This window comes from Pseudomonas sp. N2-3-1-14 (assembly GCF_041228395.1).
Lineage (GTDB): Bacteria > Pseudomonadota > Gammaproteobacteria > Pseudomonadales > Pseudomonadaceae > Aquipseudomonas.
Genome location: NZ_CP166199.1, coordinates 739,315 through 762,538 on the forward strand (window position 1 = coordinate 739,315; position 23,224 = coordinate 762,538).

Here is a 23,224-nt window from a genome sequence, read left to right on the forward strand (position 1 = left end):
CGTTCAGGCGCCGAGCACTGCATGGCAGCACTGTATAGATAGGTCCGGCCAATGGCGGGTGGTGAAAAGCTCCAGCGCTTTATCACCGCCCAAGGGAACCCGCCATGGGCCTTCACATCACCCTGCTCCCCCGGCGCTCGCGCTGCCGGGGGGGGAAGGTGCAGCATTACGCGTTTCTGTCCTCTGTCATCCCGCCGTCTCTGGCAGACGTCCACGCAGAACCCCATGACTAGGCCGCCGAGGCGTCAGAACAGGAAGTAACGCTGCGCCATTGGCAGCACGTCGGCGGGCTCGCACCACAGCAGTACGCCGTCGGCCTTGACCTGATAGGTCTGTGGGTCCACTTCGATATCCGGCAGGTAGTCGTTGTGGATCAAGTCGGTTTTCTGCACGTCGCGACACCCCTTGACCACCGCAATCTGCTTTTTCAGGCCCAGGGCTTCGGGCAATCCGGCTGCCTGCGCGGCCTGGCTGATAAAGGTCAGGCTGGTGGCATGCAATGAACTGCCGAAGCTGGCGAACATGGGGCGGTAGTGCACCGGCTGCGGCGTGGGAATTGACGCATTGGCGTCGCCCATCAGGCTTGAGGCAATCGCGCCGCCTTTGAGAATCAGGGTCGGTTTGATGCCAAAAAATGCGGGGCGCCACAGCACCAGGTCGGCCCACTTGCCGACTTCGATAGAGCCGACAATATGGCTGATGCCGTGGGTGATCGCCGGGTTGATGGTGTACTTGGCGATGTAGCGCTTGGCGCGGAAGTTGTCGTTGCCTTCGCCGTCACCCGGCAACGGGCCGCGCTGTTTTTTCATTTTGTCGGCGGTCTGCCAGGTGCGCGTGATGACTTCACCGACGCGGCCCATGGCCTGGCTGTCCGAGCTGATCATCGAGAACGCGCCGAGGTCGTGCAGGATGTCTTCGGCGGCAATGGTCTCGCGGCGGATGCGGCTTTCGGCGAAGGCCACGTCTTCGGCAATGCTGGGGTCCAGGTGATGGCAGACCATCAGCATGTCCAGGTGCTCGTCGATGGTATTGCGGGTGAACGGCCGGGTCGGGTTGGTGGAACTGGGCAGCACATTCGGGAAGCCGCAGGCCTTGATGATGTCTGGCGCGTGGCCGCCTCCGGCCCCTTCGGTGTGGTAGGTGTGAATGGTGCGGCCCTTGAGCGCGGCGAGCGTGGTTTCGACGAAGCCGGATTCATTGAGCGTGTCGCTGTGGATGGCGACCTGCACGTCATACTCGTCGGCCACGCTCAGGCAGTTATCGATGCTCGCAGGCGTGGTGCCCCAGTCTTCGTGCAGCTTCAAACCGATAGCGCCGGCCTTGACCTGTTCGATCAAGGGCTGCGGCAAACTGGCGTTGCCCTTGCCGGTGAAACCAATGTTCATCGGGAACGAGTCGCTGGCCTGAAGCATGCGCGCCAGGTGCCACGGCCCTGACGTACAGGTGGTGGCGTTGGTGCCGGTGGCCGGGCCGGTGCCGCCGCCAATCATGGTGGTGACGCCGCTGGTCAGTGCTTCTTCGATCTGCTGCGGGCAGATGAAATGCACGTGGGAGTCGATGCCGCCGGCGGTGAGGATCATGCCTTCACCGGCGATCACTTCGGTGCTGGCGCCGATGGCCATGGTCACGCCCGGCTGGATATCCGGGTTGCCGGCTTTGCCGATCGCGTGGATGCGGCCATTCTTCAGGCCAACGTCGGCCTTGACGATGCCCCAGTGGTCGATGATCAGCGCGTTGGTGATCAGCGTGTCCACGACCTCATGGGCGAGCAACTGGCTCTGGCCCTGGCCGTCGCGGATGACTTTTCCGCCGCCGAACTTCACTTCCTCGCCATAAACAGTGAAGTCTTTTTCGACTTCGACGAACAGCTCGGTGTCCGCCAGGCGGACCTTGTCACCGACGGTGGGGCCGTACATGTCGGCGTAGGCTTGGCGGCTGATTTTCATGTGTGTGCCCTGAAATATTTGTGTTGAATGTGAAATTACTATCGGGGCAAGCCCCCTCCCACCCTTGATGCGTGAACGCATTCAAATGTGGGAGGGGGCTTGCCCCGATGAGGCCCTAAAGGTCGCCCATGATCCGTCCGGCAAACCCAAACACCCGCCGCCCGCCGCTCAAATCAACCAACTCGATGTCGCGACTCTGCCCGGCTCAAACCGCACCGCCGTCCCGGCCGGAATATTCAGACGCATGCCACGGCTCGCCGCGCGGTCAAACGTCAGCGCGTCATTGGTCTCGAAAAAATGGTAGTGCGAGCCGACCTGGATCGGCCGGTCGCCGCTGTTGGCCACGCTGAGGGTGACGGTACGCCGGCCGACATTCAGTTCGATATCGCCAGGCTGGATCTGATATTCACCAGGAATCATGCAGGTTGCCCCAGGGTCTTGAAGTAGATGGCGGTCGGGCTATAGCGCCCGTCCGGGCTTTGGCAGTAGTCGGGCAATTCACCGATTTTGGTGTAACGCAGCGACTGGTAGAAGGCTTCGGCACCGGAGCCGGCTTCGGTGTCCAGGTACAGCAGGCCGCGCTTGTGCTGGCGCGCGGCGAGTTCCAGGGTGTTCATCAATTGCTGGCCCAGGCCATGGCGGCGGGCGCTGCTGTGTACCAACAGTTTTTGCACTTCGGCGCGGTTGAGGCCATTGGCTTTCTGGCACAGCGCCAATTGCACGCTGGCGATCACCTGTTCATCGCGCACCACCACCCACAGCAGCAGGCTGGCGTCTTCGATACTGGCCTGTACGCCCTTCAGATAGTCGCGGGCCTGGGCTTCGTCGAAGTCCGCCATGAAGCCGACCGACGCACCATGCTTCACCGCGTCCAGCAACAGCTCGATCAAGCCCAGGCGGTAATGGGCAAAACTTTCAGCATTCACTCGACGCAGTTGAGCCGTGTTCATCGATCTCACTCCTTGGGCGGTTCGGCGCCCGGATTCAATGTCAGTTGCATAAAGGTCAGGTCCAGCCAGCGGCCGAACTTGATGCCCACTTGCGGCATTTGCCCAGTGATGATGAAACCCTGGCGCTCATGCAGGCGAACAGACGCCTGGTTGCCGCTTTCGATGGCCGCGACCATCACGTGTTTGCCAGCGCTGCGGGCACGCTCGATCAGCGCTTGCATCAGGCGCTGGCCGAGGCCTTTGCCGCGCTGGTCATTGCGCACATACACCGAGTGCTCGACGCTGTAGCGAAAGCCTTCGAAGGGTCGCCAGTCGCCGAACGAGGCGTAGCCGGTGACTTCATCGTTTTCTACCGCCACCAGAATCGGGTACGCCTGGGCCTGACGCGCCGTGAACCAGGCCTGACGGTTGGCCAGGTCGACGGGTTGTTCGTTCCAGATCGCGGTGGTGTTGAGCACCGCGTCGTTGTAGATGGCTCGAATGGCCGGCAGGTCTTGCTCGGTTGCATCACGAATCATGATCGGCCTCACGCGATAGGCTGGTGGACGGTGACCAGCTTGGTGCCGTCGGGAAAGGTGGCTTCCACCTGGATATCCGGGATCATTTCCGGGATGCCTTCCATCACTTGCTCACGGCTGAGCAGGGTGGTGCCGTAGTGCATCAAATCGGCGACGGTGCGGCCATCGCGTGCACCTTCCATCAAGGCGGCGGAAATGTAGGCGATGGTCTCCGGGTAGTTAAGCTTCACGCCACGTGCCAGGCGGCGTTCGGCGACCAGGCCTGCGGTGAAGATCAGCAGTTTGTCTTTTTCCCGTGGGGTCAAATCCATGGTTCAAGGTCCTTCATAAACAACATTCTTAAAAACACTGAAGATCAATGTGGGAAAGGGCTTGTGTGGGAGCTGGTTCCACTTCAGATCTTCATGTGCTCCAGATTCTCGGTGAAACAGCTTCTCGCCCCAGTACCGCCGGGCGCAACAGACGCCATAAATCAATCAACCAGCCCCGTGCCAGCAGCGCTTCACTGGCCAGGCAGCGGGCCACCAGCAGCCCGGGCAGTTGGGTCAGGTCGCCGCGCACCGCATGGGGCAGGGCGCGGCAGCTTTCCAGTAACTCAGGCTCGATATCGCCAGTGAGCAACAGCGTGGCGAACACCGGTTGCCCGTCCAGCCCGATGGGCGAGTCGAGCAACCCATCGGCGCCTACAATGCGCTGGCGCTCATGCCAGAGCAACTGACCGTCGCGGCGGATATCCAGGTGCGATTGAAAGTGCCCGAGGTCGAAGCGCTCGCCACTGGCGGGGCGGCCGAGGGCAACTACATCCCAGTAGAACAGCCGGGCATCGCCTTGCAGGTCAATGCGGGTGGTGAGTTCGGCCTGGGCGGCGCTGAACACGATGGTTTCCTGGGGCAGCCATTCCAGCGTGGCGCCCGCTTCCACGGTCAATTCAAGCTGTTGAAAGGCCGGGCCGCTGGCGCGGTACCACTTGGCTGCGCCGGGGCTGGTCAATTGCGCCCAGGCACCGGCGCCAACATGGGCGCGGATGTCCAGGCGATCACCGCCGGCAATCCCGCTGGGCGGGTGCACGATGATGTGCTGGCACACCTGGGGGCCTTCGGCGTACAGGTGCTTTTGCACGCGCAGCGGGCCGAGGTGGCGGCGCATCACCGGGCGCGTGGTGTCGCCGAAACGCGCGTAGCCGAGGTCCAGCTCGGCATGCCAGCTGGGGGTGAACAGGGCGGGGGAAACGGGCAGGTTCATGGTTGAGTGCTTATCGTCAGGACGCTACAGATTAGATGGTAACCAGCCCGCGTACACCTTCACTTTCCATATTTTCACCGCGGCCTTGCTGGACGATTTCGCCGCGTGACATCACCAGGTACTGATCCGCCAGCTCGGCGGCGAAGTCATAGAACTGCTCCACCAGCAGGATCGCCATATCGCCGCGGGCGGCGAGCTTCTTGATCACCATGCCGATTTCCTTGATCACCGACGGCTGGATGCCTTCGGTGGGTTCATCGAGGATCAACAAGCGTGGCCGGCTGGCCAGGGCGCGGCCGATTGCCAGCTGTTGCTGCTGGCCACCGGACAAATCGCCGCCACGCCGATGTTTCATTTGCAGCAAGACCGGGAACAATTCGTAGATAAATGCCGGCACCTCCTTGGCCTCGGAGCCGGGGAATCGCGACAGCCCCATCAGGAGGTTTTCTTCCACGGTGAGCCGCCCGAAAATCTCGCGGCCCTGAGGCACATAGGCGATACCTGCGTGCACGCGTTGGTGTGGCTTGAACCCGGTGATGGCCTTGCCTTCCCAGTTCACCGCGCCCTCTTTGGCCGGCAGCAAGCCCATCAGGCACTTGAGCAGCGTGGTCTTGCCCACACCGTTACGGCCGAGCAGGCAGGTGACTTCGCCGATCTTCACGTCAAAGGACAGCCCGCGCAGGATGTGGCTACCGCCGTAGTACTGATGCAGCGTGTCGACTTGCAGCATGTTCAAATTCTCCTCAATTCCCTTGTAGGCACCGGATCAACTGTGGGAGCTGGCTTGCCTGCGATGCAGGCAACTCGGTATGCCTGATGGACCCAGGTGATGCCATCGCAGGCAAGCCAGCTCCCACATTGATTCGGTTCCCACAGTAAGCGCTCTGTCTGGCTCAGCGACCGAGGTAAACCTCGATCACCCGCTCGTTTTCCTGCACCTGTGCCAGCGAGCCTTCAGCCAGCACGCTGCCCTGGTGCAGCACGGTGACGTGGTCGGCAATCGAGCCGACAAAGCCCATGTCGTGCTCCACCACCATCAGCGAATGTTTGCCCGCCAGGCGCTTGAACAGTTCGGCGGTGAATTCGGTTTCGGCATCGGTCATGCCCGCCACGGGTTCATCCAGCAGCAACAGCTGCGGGTCTTGCATGAGCAGCATGCCGATTTCCAGAAACTGCTTTTGCCCGTGTGACAGCAAGCCCGCCGGGCGCTGCGCCGAGGCGCTCAGGCGGAGGGTGTCGAGCACTTCATCGATGCGGTCTTTTTGCTCGCCGCTCAAGCGGGCGCGCAGGCTGGCCCACACCGATTTGTCGGTTTTCTGCGCCAGCTCCAGGTTTTCGAACACGCTGAGGGCTTCGAACACCGTGGGTTTCTGGAACTTGCGGCCGATGCCGGCCTGGGCGATCTGTACTTCGCTCATGCCTGTCAGGTCGAGGGTTTCGCCGAACCAGGCCTTGCCGTGGCTGGGGCGGGTCTTGCCGGTGATCACGTCCATCAGCGTGGTCTTGCCCGCGCCGTTGGGGCCGATGATGCAGCGCAATTCGCCGACGCCGATGTAGAGGTTCAAGTCGTTGAGCGCCTTGAAACCGTCGAAGCTGACGCTGATGTCTTCCAGGGTCAGGATGGTGCCGTGGCGGGTGTTCAGGCCCTTGCCGGCGGCCTGGCCGAGGCCGATTGCATCGCGGCTGCTGCCCGCGTCTTTGTTTGGCTCAAGAATGGGTTCGAGCATAAATTCCGCCGTCGCTGTGACTCTCATTGTTCACCCCGTTTCTTCAACAGGCCGATCACGCCCTTGGGCAAATACAAGGTGACGAGGATGAACAGCGCCCCCAGAAAGAACAGCCAGTATTCCGGAAAGGCCACCGTGAACCAGCTCTTCATGCCGTTCACCACACCGGCGCCGAGCAATGGCCCGATCAGCGTGCCGCGCCCACCCAAGGCCACCCACACGGCGGCTTCGATGGAGTTGGTCGGCGACATTTCACTGGGATTGATGATGCCCACTTGCGGCACATACAACGCGCCCGCCAGGCCGCACAACACCGCACTCAACACCCATACAAACAGCTTGAAGCCACGTGGGTCATAGCCGCAGAACATCAGGCGATTTTCGGCATCGCGCAGGGCGGTCAGCACCCGGCCAAACTTGCTCTGCGCCAAGCGCCAGCCGGTGTACAGGCTCGCGACCAGCAACACGACCGTGGCCAAAAATAGCACCGCCCGTGTGCCGGGCTCGGTAATCCCGAAGCCCAGAATGCTGCGGAAATTGGTGAAGCCGTTATTGCCACCAAACCCGGTCTCGTTGCGGAAAAACAGCAGCATCCCGGCGAAGGTCAGGGCCTGGGTCATGATCGAGAAATACACGCCCTTGATCCGCGAGCGGAAGGCGAAAAAGCCGAACACCAGCGCCAGCAACCCCGGCGCCAGCACCACCAGGCACATGGCCCAGAGGAAATGCTCGGTGCCGACCCAATACCAGGGCAGTTCGGTCCACGACAAAAAGGTCATGAACGCCGGCAGCTCATCGCCGGACGCCTGGCGCATCAGGTACATGCCCATCGCATAACCGCCGAGGGCAAAGAACAAACCGTGGCCGAGGGACAGCATGCCCGCATAGCCCCACACCAGGTCCAGGGCCAGGGCGACGATGGCGTAGCAGAGGATTTTGCCCACCAGCGTGAGGGTGTAGGCCGACACGTGCAGCGGGTTTTCCGGCGCCAGCAGCGAACACAAAGGCAACGCCAGCAGCAGGATCAGGATCACCGCGCCGACGGCTATCGTCAGCGTGGGGCCGGCCTTTTGCGTGGCCGTAAGCATCAATGGCTGGTTCATCAGTCGATCACCCGTCCTTTCAGTGCGAAGAGTCCTTGCGGGCGTTTCTGGATAAACAGAATGATCAGCGCGAGGATCAGGATCTTGCCGAGCACGGCGCCGATCTGCGGTTCGAGAATCTTGTTGGCGATGCCCAGCCCGAAAGCGGCCATCACGCTACCGGCCAATTGGCCGACACCGCCGAGCACCACCACCAGGAACGAGTCGATGATGTAGCTCTGGCCTAGGTCCGGGCCGACGTTGCCGATCTGGCTCAGGGCCACGCCACCCAGGCCGGCGATGCCGGAACCCAGGCCAAAGGCGAGCATGTCCACACGCCCGGTGGGCACGCCGCAGCAGGCGGCCATGTTGCGGTTCTGGGTGACGGCGCGCACGTTGAGGCCCAGGCGCGTCTTGTTCAGCAGCAGCCATGTCAGCACCACCACGCACAGCGCGAAGGCGATGATCACGATGCGGTTGTACGGCAGCACCAGGTTGGGCAGCACTTGAATGCCGCCCGACAGCCACTGCGGGTTGGAGACTTCGACGTTCTGCGCACCGAACACCAGGCGCACCAACTGGATCAGCATCAGGCTGATGCCCCAGGTGGCGAGCAGGGTTTCCAGCGGGCGGCCGTAGAGGTGACGAATCACTGTGCGTTCCAGGGCCATGCCGATGGCGGCGGTGACAAAAAACGCCACCGGCAGCGCGATCAACGGGTAGAACTCGATGGCCGCAGGCACGTAGCGCTGCATCATCAGTTGCACTACGTAAGTCGAATAGGCGCCGAGCATCAGCATTTCGCCGTGGGCCATGTTGATCACGCCGAGCAGGCCGAAGGTGATCGCCAGGCCCAGGGCCGCGAGCAGCAGGATCGAGCCCAGGGACATGCCGCTGAAGGCCTGGCCGAGGATCTCGCCGACCATCAATTTGCGTTTGACCTGCGCCAGGCTGGTCTCGGCGGCGGTGTGCACGGCGGCGTCGGTTTCGACGCCGGGCGCGAGCAGGGCTTCAAGGCGCGTGCGGGCCAACGGGTCGCCGGTGCTGCCGAGCAGACGCACGGCAGCAAGGCGCACCACGGGGTCGGTATCAACCAATTGCAGGTTGGCCAGGGCCAGGCTGAGGGCGGTGTGCACGTCCTCATTGGTTTCGGCGGCCACTTGCTGGTCGAGGAATTTGAGCTGCGCAGGCTGCGCGGTTTTTTGCAGGGTTTGCGCGGCGCCCAGGCGTACCTTGGGGTCGGCGGCGAGCAACTGCTGACTGGCCTGCACGTTGTCGAGCAGGCCGCGCAGGCGGTTGTTCAGGCGCACGGTTTTGGTTTCGCCGTTGAGCGTGAGTTGACCGTGTTGCAGGGCGTCCACCAGCTCGATGCGCGCCGGGTCAGGCTGGGCGGCCCAGTCCTGCAGCAGCTTGGCTTGTTGCATCGGGTTGGCGTTGAGGAAGTCTTCGGCGTCGCTGGCGTGTGCGGCAAAAGGCAGCAACAGCAGCAAGGCCAGGAAATAGCGGTAGAGGGCAGTGGGCATAAACAAATGTCCTGATCATGCATGGACAGTGTGGGCGCGGGCTTTGTGTGGGAGCTGGCTTGCCTGCGATGGCATCGCTGCGGTGTAACGGGTACACCGAGTTGTTGGCATCGCAGGCAAGCCAGCTCCCACACTGACCGCGCCCGACAGCTAATCTGTGGTGCGGCTTAGTTGCTCTTCACCGCGTAGTCCGGCTTCTTGTCATTGCCAGGGATGTACGGGCTCCACGGCTGCGCCCGAATCGGCTCTTCGGTCTGCCACACCACCGAGAACTGCCCGTCAGACTGAATCTCGCCGATCATCACCGGCTTGTGCAGGTGGTGGTTGGTTTTATCCATGGTCAGGGTGAAGCCCGACGGCGCGGCGAAGGTCTGGCCGGCCATGGCTTCGCGCACCTTGTCGACGTCGGTGGACTTGGCTTTCTCAACCGCCTGCGCCCACATATGGATACCGACGTAAGTGGCCTCCATCGGGTCGTTGGTCACCGCTTTATCCGCGCCCGGCAGGTTGTGGGCCTTGGCGTAAGCCTTCCAGTCCGCGACGAATTTCTTGTTCACCGGGTTCTCCACCGACTGGAAGTAGTTCCAGGCGGCGAGGTTGCCCACCAGTGGCTTGGTGTCGATGCCGCGCAGTTCTTCTTCACCCACGGAGAAGGCCACCACCGGTACGTCGGTGGCTTTCAAACCCTGGTTGGCCAGCTCTTTGTAGAACGGCACGTTGGAATCGCCATTCACGGTTGAGACCACCGCGGTCTTGCCGCCGGCGGAGAACTTCTTGATGTTGGCCACGATGGTCTGGTAATCGGCGTGGCCGAACGGGGTGTAGACCTCTTCGATATCTTTGTCGGCGACGCCTTTGGAATGCAGGAACGAGCGCAGGATTTTGTTGGTGGTGCGCGGGTACACGTAGTCGGTGCCGAGCAGGAAGAAGCGCTTGGCGCCGCCGCCTTCTTCGCTCATCAGGTATTCCACCGCCGGGATCGCCTGTTGGTTGGGCGCCGCACCGGTATAGAACACGTTCGGCGACATCTCTTCGCCTTCGTACTGCACGGGGTAGAACAGCAAACCGTTGAGTTCTTCGAACACCGGCAGCACGGATTTGCGCGACACCGAGGTCCAGCAGCCGAACACCACGGCGACTTTGTCCTGGGTCAGCAGCTGACGGCCTTTTTCAGCGAACAGCGGCCAGTTCGACGCAGGGTCGACCACCACCGGCTCGAGCATCTTGCCGTTCACACCGCCCTTGGCGTTGATCTCGTCAATGGTCATCAACGCCATGTCTTTTAGCGAGGTCTCGGAGATTGCCATGGTCCCGGACAGCGAGTGCAGGATGCCGACCTTGATGGTCTCGGCGGCCTGCACGGTCCAGGTCAGCCCCATGGCGGCAATGGAGGCGGACAGGGTGAAAGCCTTGATCAAGCTGCGACGCTTCATGGTGCGATCTCCAGGAACTCAAGTTGTTATGAGGGCATTGCACAGGCTTTTGCAAAGGCTGTGCCGAGGTGCATGCGGGCGCTTGTTTGTGCGGCAGACGGACGCTGCCGGGCCGGTCGTGCGCACCAGATCGGCGCGCTGGCGGGGTGTGGGTGCACGGGGTGCGCTGAAGTGGTGCTGTGGTCGACAACTATCTAGCGCCGCCTGGAATCTCGTTGATGCAACAGTGAGCGCTCCTCACTTTCCAAGGACTGAATGTATGCCACGTATCCCCCGAGTCGCTGCGCCGCAGCCGACCCTGCCGGTCTTGAGCCCGCCGTTTATCAGCGCGGACGATGCCGCGCGTTGGGCCTACGAACAGACCGATTACGCATCGGCCGACAAGGAGTTCGGTGGCGCGATCCTCAAGCAGGGCCACCACTGGTTTGCCACAACGCCCATGGCCGACCAGCACGTCACCTTCGATCATCGGATCGTGCTGGCCACCGACGCCGACGATAATTTCATCGCCCCTGAGGGCTATACCTGCGAGGCGCTCTATCACTCCCACCCGCCGGACATGGCGCAGGTCAAGCTGCACAACCCCGGCATGAGCGATGAGCAGGCCTCGGTGTTCGTCAGTTTTTTCTCGCCTGCCGATCTGCGTTTTATCATCGAACACCGGCGTTCAGTGGCGGCGCACTATCTGTGCGGCCCCGAAGGCTCATTGCTCAAATACGTGAGCAGTGGCTCGGCGGCCGAAGTGCTATTGAGAAAGCGCATTGTCGGTGAGGAGCCATTCGCGCCCTCTGCGGACTTCGAGTCGTTGATCTGGCAAGCCGCGCAAGCCGGCGATCTGCGCGTGGTGGTGGCCAATGCTCACTGGGGAGGCGTGCGCGGACGGGTCAAGCACGGCTGGCGGATCAACACGGCCGTCACCCAGGTGACAGAGGAACAGCCGTTCTGCACGCCGGTCTTCGAGCGCGCAGAACTGGCGCTGATGGCCGCGCGCGCGTTGTTCCCTGAAGGCTCAGCCCAGGGCTTTGTGCTTAAGCACACGCGCGGCGAAGCGTATGTTGCCACTTACCCCGAGGAACTTGGCACGCCGTTGTTCTCTCCTGCTGCACGGTTCCCGTTGCGCGCCGATGGCCAGTTACGCCTGCCCTCCAACTTTCGACTGGAGGCTATCTACTACCGCGCCACGCCTTTGGCCGCTGACATTCCCGCACGTGAACCCTGGCTGTATTCCACTTTCTTTACCCCGGCCGAAGTGGCTGCCGCCATCACCCAGTCACACGCGACCCTGGCGCTGCAGGACAAGACGCGTGGGCTGCATCTGTATCAGCAGGCGTCGGATGGCGCGCTGCTCAAGCTGCAAGTGCCCGGTTCTGCGACCGACTTGGCTGGCGCCGATGGTGACGACAACGGCGCCCAGGCCGCGCTGCTGGCCGGCACGCTGAGCCCGCGTGGCTATGTGCGCCGGGTGATTGCCTCAACGACGGTGTCGGTAGTGGCGGCGGGTTTGCTTTGGCGAACCCTCGGCCCGGTGGACAACCGGTCGGCGGTGCTGGACGGTTCATATCGGGCCGTGTTGAGCCGCGCCTTTATTTCGGCTCACGATGCAGCGGTGTATGCGCACGAGCAGATAGGGCGGCGACGCGAGCGTGCCTATGGCGGCTACGTGCTCAAAGACGATAAGGGACGTTTCTTTATCACCGAGCCTGAGGCAAGTGATGCCAACCCGTTTGCCCAGCTGCTGTTTTTTCCTGCGGATGGGCAAGGCCCGTTGATTGCGCCTGAGCCCTATCAGGTTTTTGGGCGTTACGGCTCGCACCCCGCGCTGTCGATGGTCGACCCCGGTTGGGTGGCGCAGCGGCGCTGGAGCCGTGAAGACGCGCTGATCAACCTGCAGGTTTTTTCCGCCGATGAGATCCACGATGTGATCAGTCACGGGCAGCCGGCCTATCTGTCGGCCGCCGAGGATTGTTTACTGGCGTACACGCCCAGTTCTTCCAGCGCCGAGCAACGGCTGCTGACCCATACTGCGCCGCAACCGGGTGGCAGTTCCGCTCAGCAACGGCTGGACAGCGGGCAGGTCAAGCCTGCGCAATGGGTCATCGTGCTGGCCGAAGCCGGTGATTTGCGGGTGATCCTGGGCAACGCGTTGTGGGGCCCGCGCTCACCGGTCTATGACGACTGGACGGCGTATTTTGACTATGCGCCAAGAGTCGGCGCGCCTGACTACGCGACCTACGGCGCGCTGTTTGACAGCGCTGATGCGGCCGCTCGCAACCTTCACGCACGGGTTCATGGGCGCAACCTCGCCGAGCAGGCCTACTTCGGTTTTATTCTCAAGCACAAGGACACCGAGCAGTACCTGGCGAGCGAGGTTGCAGGTGTCGGCGACCAGAGTGCCCTGTTCAAGCTCAACCGTGTGTTTACCCCGATCGCGGGCGGCGATTTCCAGTTTCCGGACGGGTTCGTTCTGTGCGCATTGTTTCGTTCGCAGCAGTGGCAACCGGCGGGCGTGCCGGCCTCGACAGCCTGGCTGACCCGCTACTTCGTGATGCCCAAGGTGCTGTACGTCGCCCTCTATGACACCAAGCGTGCAGGCGAGAAATACAACAATGGCACCACCCTGCCGGTGTACTTCTCGACCCAGGAGGGCGCCTTGCTGCGGTACGTGTCGCTGCCGTTCAACGTGGGAAGTGGCGGCCCGGTGGACAGGCTCCTTGAAGATGACGAACGCTTGTTGGCCTCGGGCCAGAAAACGACGCAAGCCTTTGTCCGGGACTGGGCCGACCGAGGTGAACTCAAGGTGATTCATACCAGCCAGTGCTGGGACACTCCGGGAGTGGTATCGCGTACCTGGGCCGGCTACGAGCACCTGGCTCGACGCCGATTGAGCCCGGCCTTCGCCGACGCGGATGATGCGGCGCGTTATGCCGCCGACATTATCGGCGAGGGACGCCGCCGCACCTATGGCGGAGTGCTGCTGCGGCAGGCAGATGGCATGTACGTGGCGACCGACCCATTGGCCGTGCCGCCCCAGGGTTTTGCGCTGAACTGGGTATACCCCGATGTCGCCGTCACTGGCGGGCTTTACCCCCATGGCAGCACCATCGTTGCGCGCTACCGCTCGGTGCTTGGCGAGGAGACGCAAATGCTGGTGGCCGCCGACCAAAAGGCTATCTACCAGAGCATGCTGCCCACCGCAGTGCTGTCGAACCTGTTGCACCGTGATCCTCGAATACAGCGCGAATACCTGTTCGGGCCCCAAGGCACGATCCTGCGTTACCAGTTGACCGGCTCGGTGGACGAAGCGGCGCTCAAAGCGCGTCTGGTGCCACTGAACCCACTGAACGGCAACCAAGTAGACACCGAGGTCGAACGCCAACTGCGGGCCGGTACCCTGCTGCCGGGTGACTTCGTCGGCCAGGTCGCCAAGGCCAGCGACCTGCGCGTCGTCAAGGGCAATGCGTTGTGGGGGTTTGCCCGGCGCTTGAGCGCGCCTTTCGTGGCGAATCTGGCGACACTGCCGGCCCTGGAGATCAAGCAGGTATTCGCCGATGCACCGTGCAGCCCGATCTTTGCCCGCGCCGACGACGCCGTACGTTATGCACAACGATTGGCATCGCCCCGGCCAGAGGTACAGTTCGGTTACGTGCTCAAGTCCGTCAATAAAAATGCCTACATGACTACTCTGCCGCTGGTACGCGGGAATTACACGCGGCTAGAACAGGTTTTTGCCGACGGCTTGCTGCCCCAGGGCTATGGCTTGGATGGCCTGTATTTGTGCTCCTCTACCGCTGCGATTGCGCCGTCCAGCGATGCCATGGCCACCAGTTTCTTCACTCCCCAGGCGTTGGCCGGTGGCGTCGGCTTCCTCGGCAGTCTGTCCAGAAGCCGAGGCTTGCCGCTTTACCTGCTGTGTGCCGACGGTGCGCTGCTCAGCTATGTGGTCGATAAAAACGGCCGGCAGTTGGCCTACGCAATGCTCAGCCAAGCGGGCGCCATCGGCCGGCGTCTGCTTGAGGGCGGCTCGACCGTCGCAAGTTTTGTCAAAGAACTGGCTGCCAAGGGCGCGCTGGAGGTGCGAGTGCGCAGCACCGTGTGGGGCAAGGAGCAGACCGTGACGGCGCAGTGGGAGCCCAATGCCGAACCCTGGCCGTTCGAACACAACCCTCACTTGCTGTCGTTTTGCGGGCCGCTGTTCAGCCATGCCGATGACGCGGCGCGCTGGGCTCGCAAACAGGTGGGCCCATTCAAGGGCGTCGAATACCTGGGCGCGGTGCTGACCTGTCCCGGGATTACCGGGTTTGTGCCACTTGAACCCGTAGAGGACCGCCACGCCTGGCTGCAGGACACGATTGTGAAACTGTTCCGGTTCGAGCGCGCCGGGCTTGAGGTCACGGTCGCGCACCCTCTGTTCGGCTACGCCGTTAACGCCGTGCAGGCCTTCTACAAAGGCATGGCTGCTGTGCCGGACCTGCAAGCTCAGGAAGTGAAGCTGCTGAACAATTTTGTCTCCGGCAACGAGCTGAGGTCGTACCTGGATATCGTCAAGATCAACCGCCCGGTCGCCGAGAGTGTGTACCTGACGTGCCGGGGCGGCGCACTGCTCAAGTATGTGCCCGGTTTCACGGCGGCCGAGACGCAATTGCTGAGTGCCGGTGCGTCGGTTTTGCCCAGCGCGCTGGTCAGCGGTTTGTGGGCGGCCGGCCAGCTGGCGGTGCTGGAAACCGACGCCTTCTGGACCCGCGCAGGGGTGTTGGGCAAGGCGTGGCAAGCCAACCTGCAGGCTGAACCTGATCCGCTGGACGTCGAGTACGGCCGGGACAAGGACGAACTCTGAGGTGTTATCAGCGCTTGCGCATCAGCCCGATAAAAAACAGCCCGCCAATCGCCGCCGTGGCCACGCAGATCGGCAAGTCCTCGGGGGCGATCAGCGTGCGTGCGGCCACGTCGACCCACACCAGGAACACACTGCCCAGCAGCACGCACACCGGCAATAGACGCCGATGCTCGGCGCCGACCAGACGCCGGGCAATGTGCGGCACCATCAGCCCGACAAAGCCGATGGAGCCGCTGATCGACACCAGCACTGCGGTCATCAACGAGGCGACCAGGAACACCTTCAACCGCACAGTGCGTGCGTTGAGGCCGAGGGTCACGGCGGTCTGTTCGCCGGCCATCAAGGCGTTGAGCGGGCGCGCCATGCTCAGCAGCAACAACAGCCCTTTGCACCTGGGCAACTTGCGCTTGCATCTGCGCGATCAACGCGTTGGTGCGTCCTGCACGTCGAAGATCCTGCCCAGGTTGCGCAGGTCGTTGTAGGTGTCGTCCAGGGTGGCGCATCTCGCCTGCCTCATGCAGAACCTGAGGTGGATTCACGTTGGTTGAAAACGCGCGCCAACACCAGCCGATCCAAGGCCCACACCGCGATCAATGAAGCGCCGACCAAGGGGAAAATGATCGCCAGCGCGAGCATGATCACCATCGCGGTTTTCCACTTCGGCACGTCATGGCGCAGCGGCGGCACACCCAGGCCACCGGCAGGCCGGCGTTTCCACCAGATCACCACGCCACTCACCGCGCTGAGCAAAATCATCAGGCAGATCAGCAGCACGATGAGTTGGTTGACCCAACCGAACATCTTGCCTTCGTGCAGCATCACACCCGTTTCGGTGGCGCGCGCCAGCGTGTTGTAGTGTTCCCAGCGCACATCGGCGAGCACCTTGCCGGTGTATTGGTCCACGTGCAGGGTGGCGTCGTTGCGTGGGTCGTTGGCGAACACCGCGACGGTGAACACGCCGTCGGCGGTGCTTGGAAAGGTGATGCTGTAACCGGGCTCAACCTTGCGTGAATTGGCCAGATCGACCACCTGCTGCAAGCGCACGGTCGGCGCGGCCGGGCCCGACTGCATGGCACCGTGGTTCATGTGTTCGGCGTGGTCGCCGGACATCGGCATCGGCGTGTTTTCCATCGCCCACGGCACGGTTTGCTGGCTGGCGGTATTGAGGCTGCGCGCCTGCTGATCCGACTGCGGCACGTTGTTCCACATTGCCGCCGGAAAGCGATTCCACAACGCGGCGTATTGCTTGCCCCAGAAGCCGGTCCAGGTCATGCCGCTGAGCAGCATCACCAGTAAAAACGCCGCCCCCCAGAAACCGGCGACGGCGTGCATGTCGCGCCAGAACACGCGCCCACGCGCGTTGAACCGTGGCCACAACACCCCGGCCGACGACTTGCCGCGCGGCCACCACAGGTACAGGCCGGACACCACCAGCATCACGCCCCAACCGGCGGCGAGTTCCACCAGGCGGTCACCGACGGTGCCGATCATCAGCTCACCGTGGAGTGCGCGGGCGATGGCTTGCAGGTTGTAGTTGGCATCCTGTTCGCCAAGCACAGTGCCGCGGTACGGGTCCACGAATACGGTCACTTCGCGGCCGTTGTCATGCATCACGAACTGGGCGCTGCTGGTGGCGTCGGCCGGTGGCAGGTATTTACTGATTTTGCCTTGGGGAAAGGCTGCCTGCGCTCGCTGTAATTGCTCGTCGGCACTCAGGGCGTGTTCGGCGCTTTGCACGGTGAGCAGCTCGCCGTACATCAGCGGGTCGAGCTGGGGTTTGAACAGGTAGATGATGCCGGTGAGGGCCAGCAGCACCATGAATGGCGCGACGAAAAGCCCGGCGTAAAAGTGCCAGCGCCAGGCCAGGTTGTAGAAGGAAATCTTTTGAGTGGTCATCGGGTGCTCCGCAAAGGCTTTAAAAATTTTTGTCGGTTATGCCGCCTTCGCGAGCAAGCCCGCTCCCACATTTGAAATGCATTCCAAGTGTGGGAGCGGGCTTGCTCGCGAAGCTCTTAGAAGCTCATGTCCACCTTGGTCCAGAGCGTGCGCCCCGGTTCCTTGATGGCTTGCGGGTCGCTGGCCGGGTAGCCGAACCCGGCGTTGCCGGCCAGGTTCAAGTGCTCGGCGTAGGCCTTGCCGAACAGGTTGTCGACGCCGGTGCTGACCTTGAAGTGCTTATTGATGCGGTACGCCGCGTTCAGCGAGAACACGCCAAAGCCGCCGCTTTTATCGAAGTCCTTGCCGACCACGTTGCCCTTGTTTTGGTCGATGCGGTTTTGCGCTGCAACCACGCGCCACAAGGCACCGGCGCTCCAGTCGTCTTGGCTGTAGGTCAGGCCGAAACGCGCGTCCAGCGGCGGCATTTGCGGCAGGGCCTTGCCGTCGCTGGTGTTCTTGCCCCAGGCATAGGCGAGGCTGGCATCGGCTTTCCAGTGGCGGGTCAACTTGTAGGCCGCGCCGAGTTCGCCGCCCATGATCCGTGCATCGACGTTACGCGCCTGGGAGGTGGTGCCCATCATGCCGGGCTTGTAGTCGAACAGGATGAAGTCGCGCACCTGGCCGACATAAGCCGAGGCCCAGGCTTCTACGTCAGCGGTTTTATACTGCGCACCGAAGTCGAGTTGGGTGGTCTTTTCCGGCTTCACACCCTCGAAGGCATTCACTGAACCGACCGCGCCGGTCTTAGGGGAAAACAGCTCCCAGTAATCCGGGAAACGTTCCGAATGGCCCAGCCCGGCGTAGACGGTGGTGGGGCTGTCGGCCAAGTCGTGCTCATAGCGCACAAAGCCCGACGGCAGCGTATCGGCGCGTGTGTCGTCGGCGGTCGGGTTGGGGCGGGACATCATTCCTGAACCGGTCCTCTGGCGAAAATCCTTGGCCGAGGCGCGGTCCAGGCGCGCGCCGGTGATCAGGCGATCACGGTCGGCGGCGTACCAGGTCAGTTCGCCGAACACGCCATAGTTGTGGAAGTTGGCGTCCTTGTTGCGCGGCAGATCCTTGTAGGTGTCGATGCCCATGCTGCTGCGCTGGCGGTGTTCGTTGGTTTGCGCGTCCAGGCCGCTGATCAGTTGCACGTCGGCCCAACGCCAGGTGGCCTTGATCCGCGCGCCGAGGGTGCGGCGGTCGACGTTGGAGGCCATGGGCCCGGCCATCATGCCGGTGCCGGACGGCGTGCGCAGGCTGTAGTTGTCCATCACATGATCGGCGTAGTTGTAGTAGACCTGGGCTTCGACCTTATCCAGCACCTCGCCGATGTTGGATTTTTCGAAGCGCAGGCCCAGGCTTTCGCGCAGGAACTGCGAGCCGTCCATGCCGCGCCCGGCGTAACGCGCTTCGCCATCGCCACGGCCGGCGGTAAGTTCCAGCAGGGTGTCGGCGTCGGGGGTAAAACCGACGGCGACGTCGCCGTTCCACTTGTCGTAGCGCGAGGCAACCGTGTCGTTGTTGCCGTCCTTGTAGTCATCGGCGTGTGCCTGGTTGCCGATCACGCGCACGTAGCCCAGCGGCCCGCCGGCGGCGGCATCGATGACTTTGTCGAAGCGCCCGTTGGAGCCGGCCAGCACGCTGGCGTTGACCCGCGTGCCCAGCTCGCCGAACTGCTCCGGCTCACGCTCGAACAGAATGGTGCCGGCCGAGGCGCCCGGGCCCCAGAGCACGGTTTGCGGGCCTTTGATCACGGTGAGCTTGTCGTAGGTTTCCGGCGAAATGTAGGAGGTCGGTGCGTCCATCCGGCCTGGGCAGGCGCCGAGCATCATGCCGCCGTTGGTGAGGATATTCAGGCGCGAACCGAACATGCCGCGCAGCACCGGGTCGCCGTTGGTGCCGCCGTTGCGCACCAGGGCGAAGCCTGGGATGGTCTTGAGGTAGTCGCCGCCATCGCTGGCCGGCACCGGCTGGCGTGGGTCTTTGGGGTTGGTGATCACCGTCAGCGGCGAGCTGGGAGCAATCGCGGTGATCACCGTGGGGCTCAACTCATGATCATCGGCGTGTACCTGTGGCACCAACAGTGCGCCACACAGAACAGCGAAAACGGGGGTACATCCCATACGGGTGTCAGCAGAAAACCTGGACATGAAAAATTCCATCAAACATTCGTAAACAACACGGCCAGCAGCCTGCGGCTGTCTGTCTAAAGTCGGCCGGTGTGAAGTAACGCGGTGAAATGCTTACGCGGTGATGGGGGGCGCGCGGCTGCGGGCGCCGGGGAAAATGCTCTGCCGGGCATGGCCCAGGCGTGGGGCGGGGGTGAGGGCGTTGGCGGGTGGCGCGGTGCCGAGGGTGATATAGGACACGCTGCCGGGCAGGGCCGGGCAACTGAAGAGCAGGCTGCAATAGCCGCACTTTTCCCAGAGCACGTGGTGCTTGTCAGGCGCTTTGCTGTGTTGCGGTGCATCGCCATGGCAGCTGGGCATGTCCATGGACATGTCCATCGACATACCGGCGTGATGATCCATCGGCATCGCTTGGGAAATCAGCGGACCGATAAAGATCATCAGCATGGCGAACAGGCTGATCCAGCTGGCGCGCATCAAACCCGGGGCTTATGGCGTTGCGCGGATAACCTGGCGCGAGGGGCGCCCATCGAGGTTGGCCTATTGCGCGTGCATAGACTCGTGGCCAGCCGCTGGCGGCGTTTTCTGCACCGAAACTTCCACTTCAACCTTGCCGGCTTTTTCGAACGTCAGGGTCAGTGGGAATTGCTTGCCGTCGGCCAGCCGGCTGCGGTCTTTGAGGCCCAGCAGCATCACGTGATAGGCCATTGGCGCGAAGGTCAGATCCCCTTTGGCCGGCACGGCAACGCTGGGCACTTGTTGCATCTTCATCAGGTCGCCCTGCATCACATGCTCGTGCAGCTCGGCCTTATCCGCTACCGGCGTCTCGACGCCAAGCAAGCGGTCCGGCGTTTCGCCGGTGTTATGAATCACGAAATACGCAGCGACGGTCGGCGCATTCGGTGGCAGCTCCTGTGACCAGGGATCGCTGACCAGCAGGTCGCCGGCCTTGTAGTCATCGGCATTCGCAGCAACACACACCGGCAGCAACAACGCAGCCAGAAGCAGGGAAGATTTGAGCATGGCAGTTCTCCAGAACGGTTCTAAACGCAGTTCACTTGCGAAGAAATCAGACCGTTGGAGACGCGCGCGGGTTGAGGCTCGGCCATTGCTGGCGCGGGGTAGGGGCTTGCAATGAAGGCGGCGGCAGGCTCTGCGCCGCCGCAAAACGCGTGAGATACAACTGCGGCACATGCCCCGGCAAGGCCACCAAAGGCGGTGAGCCCGAGCAACACCAGCAGTGCTGCATGGTGGAGTGGTCGTCCTGCTGCGGCGCCGGAATGTCCAGCTTGCCCAGGGCAATGGTCTTCAGGCTGGCGCCATTGGAGGAGCAAAAACTGCCCCACAGCAATTGCTGAACAGGGTCGCTGGACTGTTGCATCGCACTCGCCATCGGCATGGCAAAGGCGTTGAACAGCACTGCAAAGCAGGCGATCCACACAATTGCAAAGCGTTGACGGGCCATGGCGGACAATCCGTAGGGTTAAGCGATCAGGTGCGTATTTAGCCTGATCGGTGGGGATAAGTAAAAAAGGGCGGTGTGGTTTGGTGTCGCAGTGGTTGCCTTCATGATAGTCGGGAACCACAGATTGCCAATCTTAACCCTGTGGGAGCTGGCTTGCCTGCGATGGCATCACCTTGGCGTGGCTGGAAGACCGAGTCGCCCGCATCGCAGGCGAGCCAGCTCCCACACTTATTTGTGCCTGACCAAAATTTTGCGCCCGCCACAAACCAAATGTGGGAGCGGGCTTGCTCGCGAAGGCGGTGTATCAGTAACGGCCAGGCTCACTGACCCACCGCCATCGCAGGCAAGCCAGCTCCCACACTTATTTGTGCCTGACCAACATTTTGCGCCCGCCACACTCCAACTGTGGGAGCCGGGCTTGCCCGCGATAACGGTGGGTCAGCCAATGAATTATTGACTGACCCACCGCCTTCGCGAGCAAGCCCGCTCCCACATTGGAAAGGGGGTGTTTAGAGCGTGTTGACTGCCTGTAGCACCGCGGCCACGGTGGTGAATTCTCGATCTACCTCAGCCAACACGGGGCGCTTCAAGACAAGCACCGGTAGTCCCAGCTCCCGCGCCACTTCCAGCTTCGGCTCAGTGGCCGCACTGCCACTGTTCTTGCTGATCAACACATCAATCCCACGCCGCTCAAACAACGCACGCTCGTCCTCAATCAGAAACGGCCCACGTGCACCGATGACTTCACAGCGTGCATTGCCGGGATACGCATCCAGGGCGCGCAGCGTCCAGAACTGATCGGCGGGGATTTCATCGAGGTGCTGCAACGGCTCGCGCCCCAGCGTAAACAACGGGCGCTTGAAGGGTTTCAACGCTTCAATCAGCTCGGCCCAATCACTGACCTCACGCCAGTCATCCCCGGCTTGCGGCTGCCACGCGGGTCGCCGCAAGGCCCAGCAAGGAATGTCGCACAACTGCGCAGCCAGGGCGGCGTTGCCACTGATCTGAGCCGCATAGGGATGCGTGGCGTCGAGGAGCAAGCTGATATTTTCATCGCGAACAAACTGCGCCAGCCCTTCAGCCCCGCCATACCCACCGACGCGCACGCGGCAGGGGAGATCGGTAGGCACACGGCCCACACCGGCCAAACTGTAGATATGCTGAGGCCCCAGCGTGCGGGCGATGGCCAGCGCTTCGGTCACGCCACCCAACAACAGGATGCGTTTCATAGCGGCTTGACCACTTCCAACAGGGTTATCGGCAGCGCCTGGCGCCAGGTGTCGAACTCGCCCAGCGGCTGGGCCTGGGCCACGTGAATGCGGGTCAGCTCGCCGCCGTGCTCTGCGCGCCAGGCCATCAGGGTCATTTCGCTTTGCAGGGTCACGGCATTGGCGACCAAACGGCCGCCGGGGCGCAGGTGCTGCCAGCACATGTCGAGCACGCCATCACGGGTGACGCCGCCACCGATGAAGATCGCGTCCGGTGCTTCCAGTCCGTGCAGCACGTCCGGTGCCTTTCCACGAATCAATTGCAAACCGGGCACGCCAAGGGCGTCGCGGTTATGTTCGATCAGGCCTTGGCGGCCTGCGTCGGCTTCAATCGCCAGCGCGCGGCAGCTGGGATGGGCACGCATCCATTCGATGCCGATGGAGCCACTGCCCGCGCCTACGTCCCAGAGCAACTCGCCGGGCATCGGTGCGAGGCGGGCGAGCGTCATGGCGCGCACGTCACGCTTGGTCAGTTGGCCGTCGTGTTTGAAGGCTGAGTCCGGCAGGCCGGCGAGGCGCGACAGGCGCGGCGTGTTGGCGTCGGCCACGCAGTCAATGGCGACGAGATTCAAATCCGCAACCGAGGCGTGTGGCCAATCAACCGCCAGCCCGTCGATGCGCTGTTCATCCGCGCCGCCCACGTGTTCAAACACACTGACACGGCTGGCCCCAAACCCGGACTCAACCAACAGCGAAGCAATCGCCGCAGGGCTGCGGCCATCGTTGCTCAACACCAGCAACCGCACGCCGCTGGCCAGCTGCGCATGCAGCGCCGCCAGCGGCCGCGCAACCACTGACAACGTCACCACGTCCTGCAATGGCCAGCCCAACCGCGCCGCCGCCAGCGACACCGACGACGGCGCCGGTAAAATCAGCAACTCTTCAGCCGCCACCTGCCGCGCCAGACTGGCGCCCACGCCATAGAACATCGGGTCGCCGCTGGCCAGCACGCACACAGGCTCGCCGCGTCGCGCCAACACGGGCGCCAGGGAAAACGGGCTTGGCCACAACTGCCGCTCACCACGAATACACACCGGCAACAGGTCCAACTGACGCTGGCCGCCTATAATCCGGGAGGCGCGCAACAGGGCGTGCCGGGCGTTTCTGCCCAGCCCCTTGAAGCCGTCTTCACCGATGCCTACTACCGTCAGCCAGGGCGACATATCAATTCCTTGAACGACATC

18 protein-coding genes and 3 pseudogenes are annotated in these 23,224 nt (G+C 62.7%); 1 reads left to right on the plus strand and 20 read right to left on the minus strand.

Annotation, left to right across the window (positions count from 1 at the left end; all coding sequences use genetic code 11):
• Nucleotides 1–245 precede the first annotated feature (245 nt).
• From ureC to urtA, 11 genes and pseudogenes are all read right to left on the minus strand, one after another.
• Entirely contained in the window at nt 246–1,946 is a 1,701-nt protein-coding gene (gene ureC, locus AB5I78_RS03380; protein ID WP_145160240.1) for an urease subunit alpha, read from the minus strand.
• A gap of 115 nt (nt 1,947–2,061) precedes the next feature.
• Nucleotides 2,062–2,366 (minus strand): annotated as a pseudogene (locus tag AB5I78_RS03385) (urease subunit beta).
• Nucleotides 2,363–2,896 carry a GNAT family N-acetyltransferase gene (locus tag AB5I78_RS03390; RefSeq protein WP_145160245.1) on the minus strand — a complete coding sequence of 178 codons (534 nt, stop codon included), beginning with the start codon at nt 2,894–2,896 and terminating at the stop codon, nt 2,363–2,365. Before AB5I78_RS03390 ends, AB5I78_RS03385 begins: the two are co-directional and overlap by 4 nt.
• Nucleotides 2,897–2,901: 5 nt before the next feature.
• On the minus strand, nt 2,902–3,414 hold the full coding sequence (locus AB5I78_RS03395; protein WP_145160247.1) for a GNAT family N-acetyltransferase: 513 nt from the start codon (nt 3,412–3,414) through the stop codon (nt 2,902–2,904).
• Between the two features lie 8 nt (nt 3,415–3,422).
• A complete protein-coding gene (ureA, locus tag AB5I78_RS03400; RefSeq protein ID WP_003171437.1) occupies nt 3,423–3,725 on the minus strand; it encodes an urease subunit gamma in 303 nt (100 codons plus the stop codon).
• A gap of 91 nt (nt 3,726–3,816) precedes the next feature.
• Entirely contained in the window at nt 3,817–4,656 is an 840-nt protein-coding gene (locus AB5I78_RS03405; protein WP_369301537.1) for an urease accessory protein UreD, read from the minus strand.
• 31 nt (nt 4,657–4,687) lie between these two features.
• Nucleotides 4,688–5,386 (minus strand): urea ABC transporter ATP-binding subunit UrtE, encoded by a 699-nt coding sequence (gene urtE, locus AB5I78_RS03410; protein WP_145160251.1) that lies wholly within the window; start codon nt 5,384–5,386, stop codon nt 4,688–4,690.
• A 163-nt stretch (nt 5,387–5,549) separates the two neighbouring features.
• A complete protein-coding gene (gene urtD, locus AB5I78_RS03415) occupies nt 5,550–6,410 on the minus strand; it encodes an urea ABC transporter ATP-binding protein UrtD (RefSeq protein ID WP_145160253.1) in 861 nt (286 codons plus the stop codon).
• Nucleotides 6,407–7,486, minus strand: a complete 1,080-nt coding sequence (urtC, locus tag AB5I78_RS03420; RefSeq protein WP_145160255.1) for an urea ABC transporter permease subunit UrtC — start codon at nt 7,484–7,486, stop codon at nt 6,407–6,409. The genes urtD and urtC overlap by 4 nt, the downstream gene beginning before the upstream one ends.
• On the minus strand, nt 7,486–8,988 hold the full coding sequence (gene urtB / locus AB5I78_RS03425) for an urea ABC transporter permease subunit UrtB (protein WP_369301535.1): 1,503 nt from the start codon (nt 8,986–8,988) through the stop codon (nt 7,486–7,488). Before urtB ends, urtC begins: the two co-directional genes overlap by 1 nt.
• 167 nt (nt 8,989–9,155) lie before the next feature.
• Entirely contained in the window at nt 9,156–10,421 is a 1,266-nt protein-coding gene (urtA, locus tag AB5I78_RS03430; protein WP_145160259.1) for an urea ABC transporter substrate-binding protein, read from the minus strand.
• A 259-nt stretch (nt 10,422–10,680) separates the two neighbouring features.
• Between urtA and AB5I78_RS03435 the strand changes: the two genes are divergently transcribed.
• Nucleotides 10,681–15,255, plus strand: a complete 4,575-nt coding sequence (locus tag AB5I78_RS03435) for a hypothetical protein (protein WP_369301533.1) — start codon at nt 10,681–10,683, stop codon at nt 15,253–15,255.
• Between the two features lie 7 nt (nt 15,256–15,262).
• Here the strand turns inward: AB5I78_RS03435 and AB5I78_RS03440 are convergent.
• The 9 genes and pseudogenes from AB5I78_RS03440 to cbiE all read right to left on the minus strand — a co-directional run.
• A pseudogene (locus AB5I78_RS03440) lies at nt 15,263–15,640 on the minus strand (FecCD family ABC transporter permease); the annotation flags it as partial.
• A pseudogene (locus tag AB5I78_RS03445) lies at nt 15,627–15,754 on the minus strand (iron ABC transporter substrate-binding protein); the annotation flags it as partial. The pseudogenes AB5I78_RS03440 and AB5I78_RS03445, both read right to left, overlap by 14 nt.
• Before the next feature lie 14 nt (nt 15,755–15,768).
• Nucleotides 15,769–17,151: a PepSY domain-containing protein gene (locus AB5I78_RS03450; protein WP_262210641.1), complete on the minus strand. Its 1,383-nt coding sequence runs from the start codon at nt 17,149–17,151 to the stop codon at nt 15,769–15,771.
• A 116-nt stretch (nt 17,152–17,267) separates the two neighbouring features.
• Entirely contained in the window at nt 17,268–19,328 is a 2,061-nt protein-coding gene (locus AB5I78_RS03455) for a TonB-dependent copper receptor (RefSeq protein WP_369301532.1), read from the minus strand.
• Nucleotides 19,329–19,421: 93 nt separating this feature from the next.
• Nucleotides 19,422–19,784: a DUF2946 domain-containing protein gene (locus tag AB5I78_RS03460; RefSeq protein WP_262210670.1), complete on the minus strand. Its 363-nt coding sequence runs from the start codon at nt 19,782–19,784 to the stop codon at nt 19,422–19,424.
• Nucleotides 19,785–19,847: 63 nt separating this feature from the next.
• Nucleotides 19,848–20,330, minus strand: coding sequence for a copper chaperone PCu(A)C (locus AB5I78_RS03465; protein ID WP_369301531.1), 483 nt, complete (start codon nt 20,328–20,330; stop codon nt 19,848–19,850).
• Between the two features lie 46 nt (nt 20,331–20,376).
• Complete coding sequence (locus AB5I78_RS03470) at nt 20,377–20,772, minus strand: DUF2946 domain-containing protein (protein WP_106577683.1); 396 nt, start codon at nt 20,770–20,772, stop codon at nt 20,377–20,379.
• Between the two features lie 509 nt (nt 20,773–21,281).
• Nucleotides 21,282–22,001 carry a cobalt-precorrin-6A reductase gene (locus tag AB5I78_RS03475; protein WP_369301530.1) on the minus strand — a complete coding sequence of 240 codons (720 nt, stop codon included), beginning with the start codon at nt 21,999–22,001 and terminating at the stop codon, nt 21,282–21,284.
• Nucleotides 21,998–23,203 (minus strand): precorrin-6y C5,15-methyltransferase (decarboxylating) subunit CbiE, encoded by a 1,206-nt coding sequence (gene cbiE / locus AB5I78_RS03480; RefSeq protein WP_369301528.1) that lies wholly within the window; start codon nt 23,201–23,203, stop codon nt 21,998–22,000. The genes AB5I78_RS03475 and cbiE overlap by 4 nt, the downstream gene beginning before the upstream one ends.
• Between the last annotated feature and the right edge of the window lie 21 nt (nt 23,204–23,224).

Excerpts from the sequence above, each read along its gene's own strand:
- AB5I78_RS03435 (WP_369301533.1), top strand. The coding sequence starts at position 10,681 with ATGCCACGTATCCCCCGAGTCGCTGCGCCGCAGCCGACCCTGCCGGTC.
- AB5I78_RS03455 (WP_369301532.1), bottom strand. The coding sequence starts at position 19,328 with ATGTCCAGGTTTTCTGCTGACACCCGTATGGGATGTACCCCCGTTTTC.
- AB5I78_RS03475 (WP_369301530.1), bottom strand. The coding sequence starts at position 22,001 with ATGAAACGCATCCTGTTGTTGGGTGGCGTGACCGAAGCGCTGGCCATC.
- urtC (WP_145160255.1), bottom strand. The coding sequence starts at position 7,486 with ATGAACCAGCCATTGATGCTTACGGCCACGCAAAAGGCCGGCCCCACG.
- urtB (WP_369301535.1), bottom strand. The coding sequence starts at position 8,988 with ATGCCCACTGCCCTCTACCGCTATTTCCTGGCCTTGCTGCTGTTGCTG.
- AB5I78_RS03405 (WP_369301537.1), bottom strand. The coding sequence starts at position 4,656 with ATGAACCTGCCCGTTTCCCCCGCCCTGTTCACCCCCAGCTGGCATGCC.
- AB5I78_RS03460 (WP_262210670.1), bottom strand. The coding sequence starts at position 19,784 with ATGCGCGCCAGCTGGATCAGCCTGTTCGCCATGCTGATGATCTTTATC.
- ureC (WP_145160240.1), bottom strand. The coding sequence starts at position 1,946 with ATGAAAATCAGCCGCCAAGCCTACGCCGACATGTACGGCCCCACCGTC.
- urtA (WP_145160259.1), bottom strand. The coding sequence starts at position 10,421 with ATGAAGCGTCGCAGCTTGATCAAGGCTTTCACCCTGTCCGCCTCCATT.
- ureA (WP_003171437.1), bottom strand. The coding sequence starts at position 3,725 with ATGGATTTGACCCCACGGGAAAAAGACAAACTGCTGATCTTCACCGCA.
- AB5I78_RS03465 (WP_369301531.1), bottom strand. The coding sequence starts at position 20,330 with ATGCTCAAATCTTCCCTGCTTCTGGCTGCGTTGTTGCTGCCGGTGTGT.
- AB5I78_RS03450 (WP_262210641.1), bottom strand. The coding sequence starts at position 17,151 with ATGACCACTCAAAAGATTTCCTTCTACAACCTGGCCTGGCGCTGGCAC.
- cbiE (WP_369301528.1), bottom strand. The coding sequence starts at position 23,203 with ATGTCGCCCTGGCTGACGGTAGTAGGCATCGGTGAAGACGGCTTCAAG.
- AB5I78_RS03390 (WP_145160245.1), bottom strand. The coding sequence starts at position 2,896 with ATGAACACGGCTCAACTGCGTCGAGTGAATGCTGAAAGTTTTGCCCAT.
- AB5I78_RS03395 (WP_145160247.1), bottom strand. The coding sequence starts at position 3,414 with ATGATTCGTGATGCAACCGAGCAAGACCTGCCGGCCATTCGAGCCATC.
- urtD (WP_145160253.1), bottom strand. The coding sequence starts at position 6,410 with ATGAGAGTCACAGCGACGGCGGAATTTATGCTCGAACCCATTCTTGAG.
- AB5I78_RS03470 (WP_106577683.1), bottom strand. The coding sequence starts at position 20,772 with ATGGCCCGTCAACGCTTTGCAATTGTGTGGATCGCCTGCTTTGCAGTG.
- urtE (WP_145160251.1), bottom strand. The coding sequence starts at position 5,386 with ATGCTGCAAGTCGACACGCTGCATCAGTACTACGGCGGTAGCCACATC.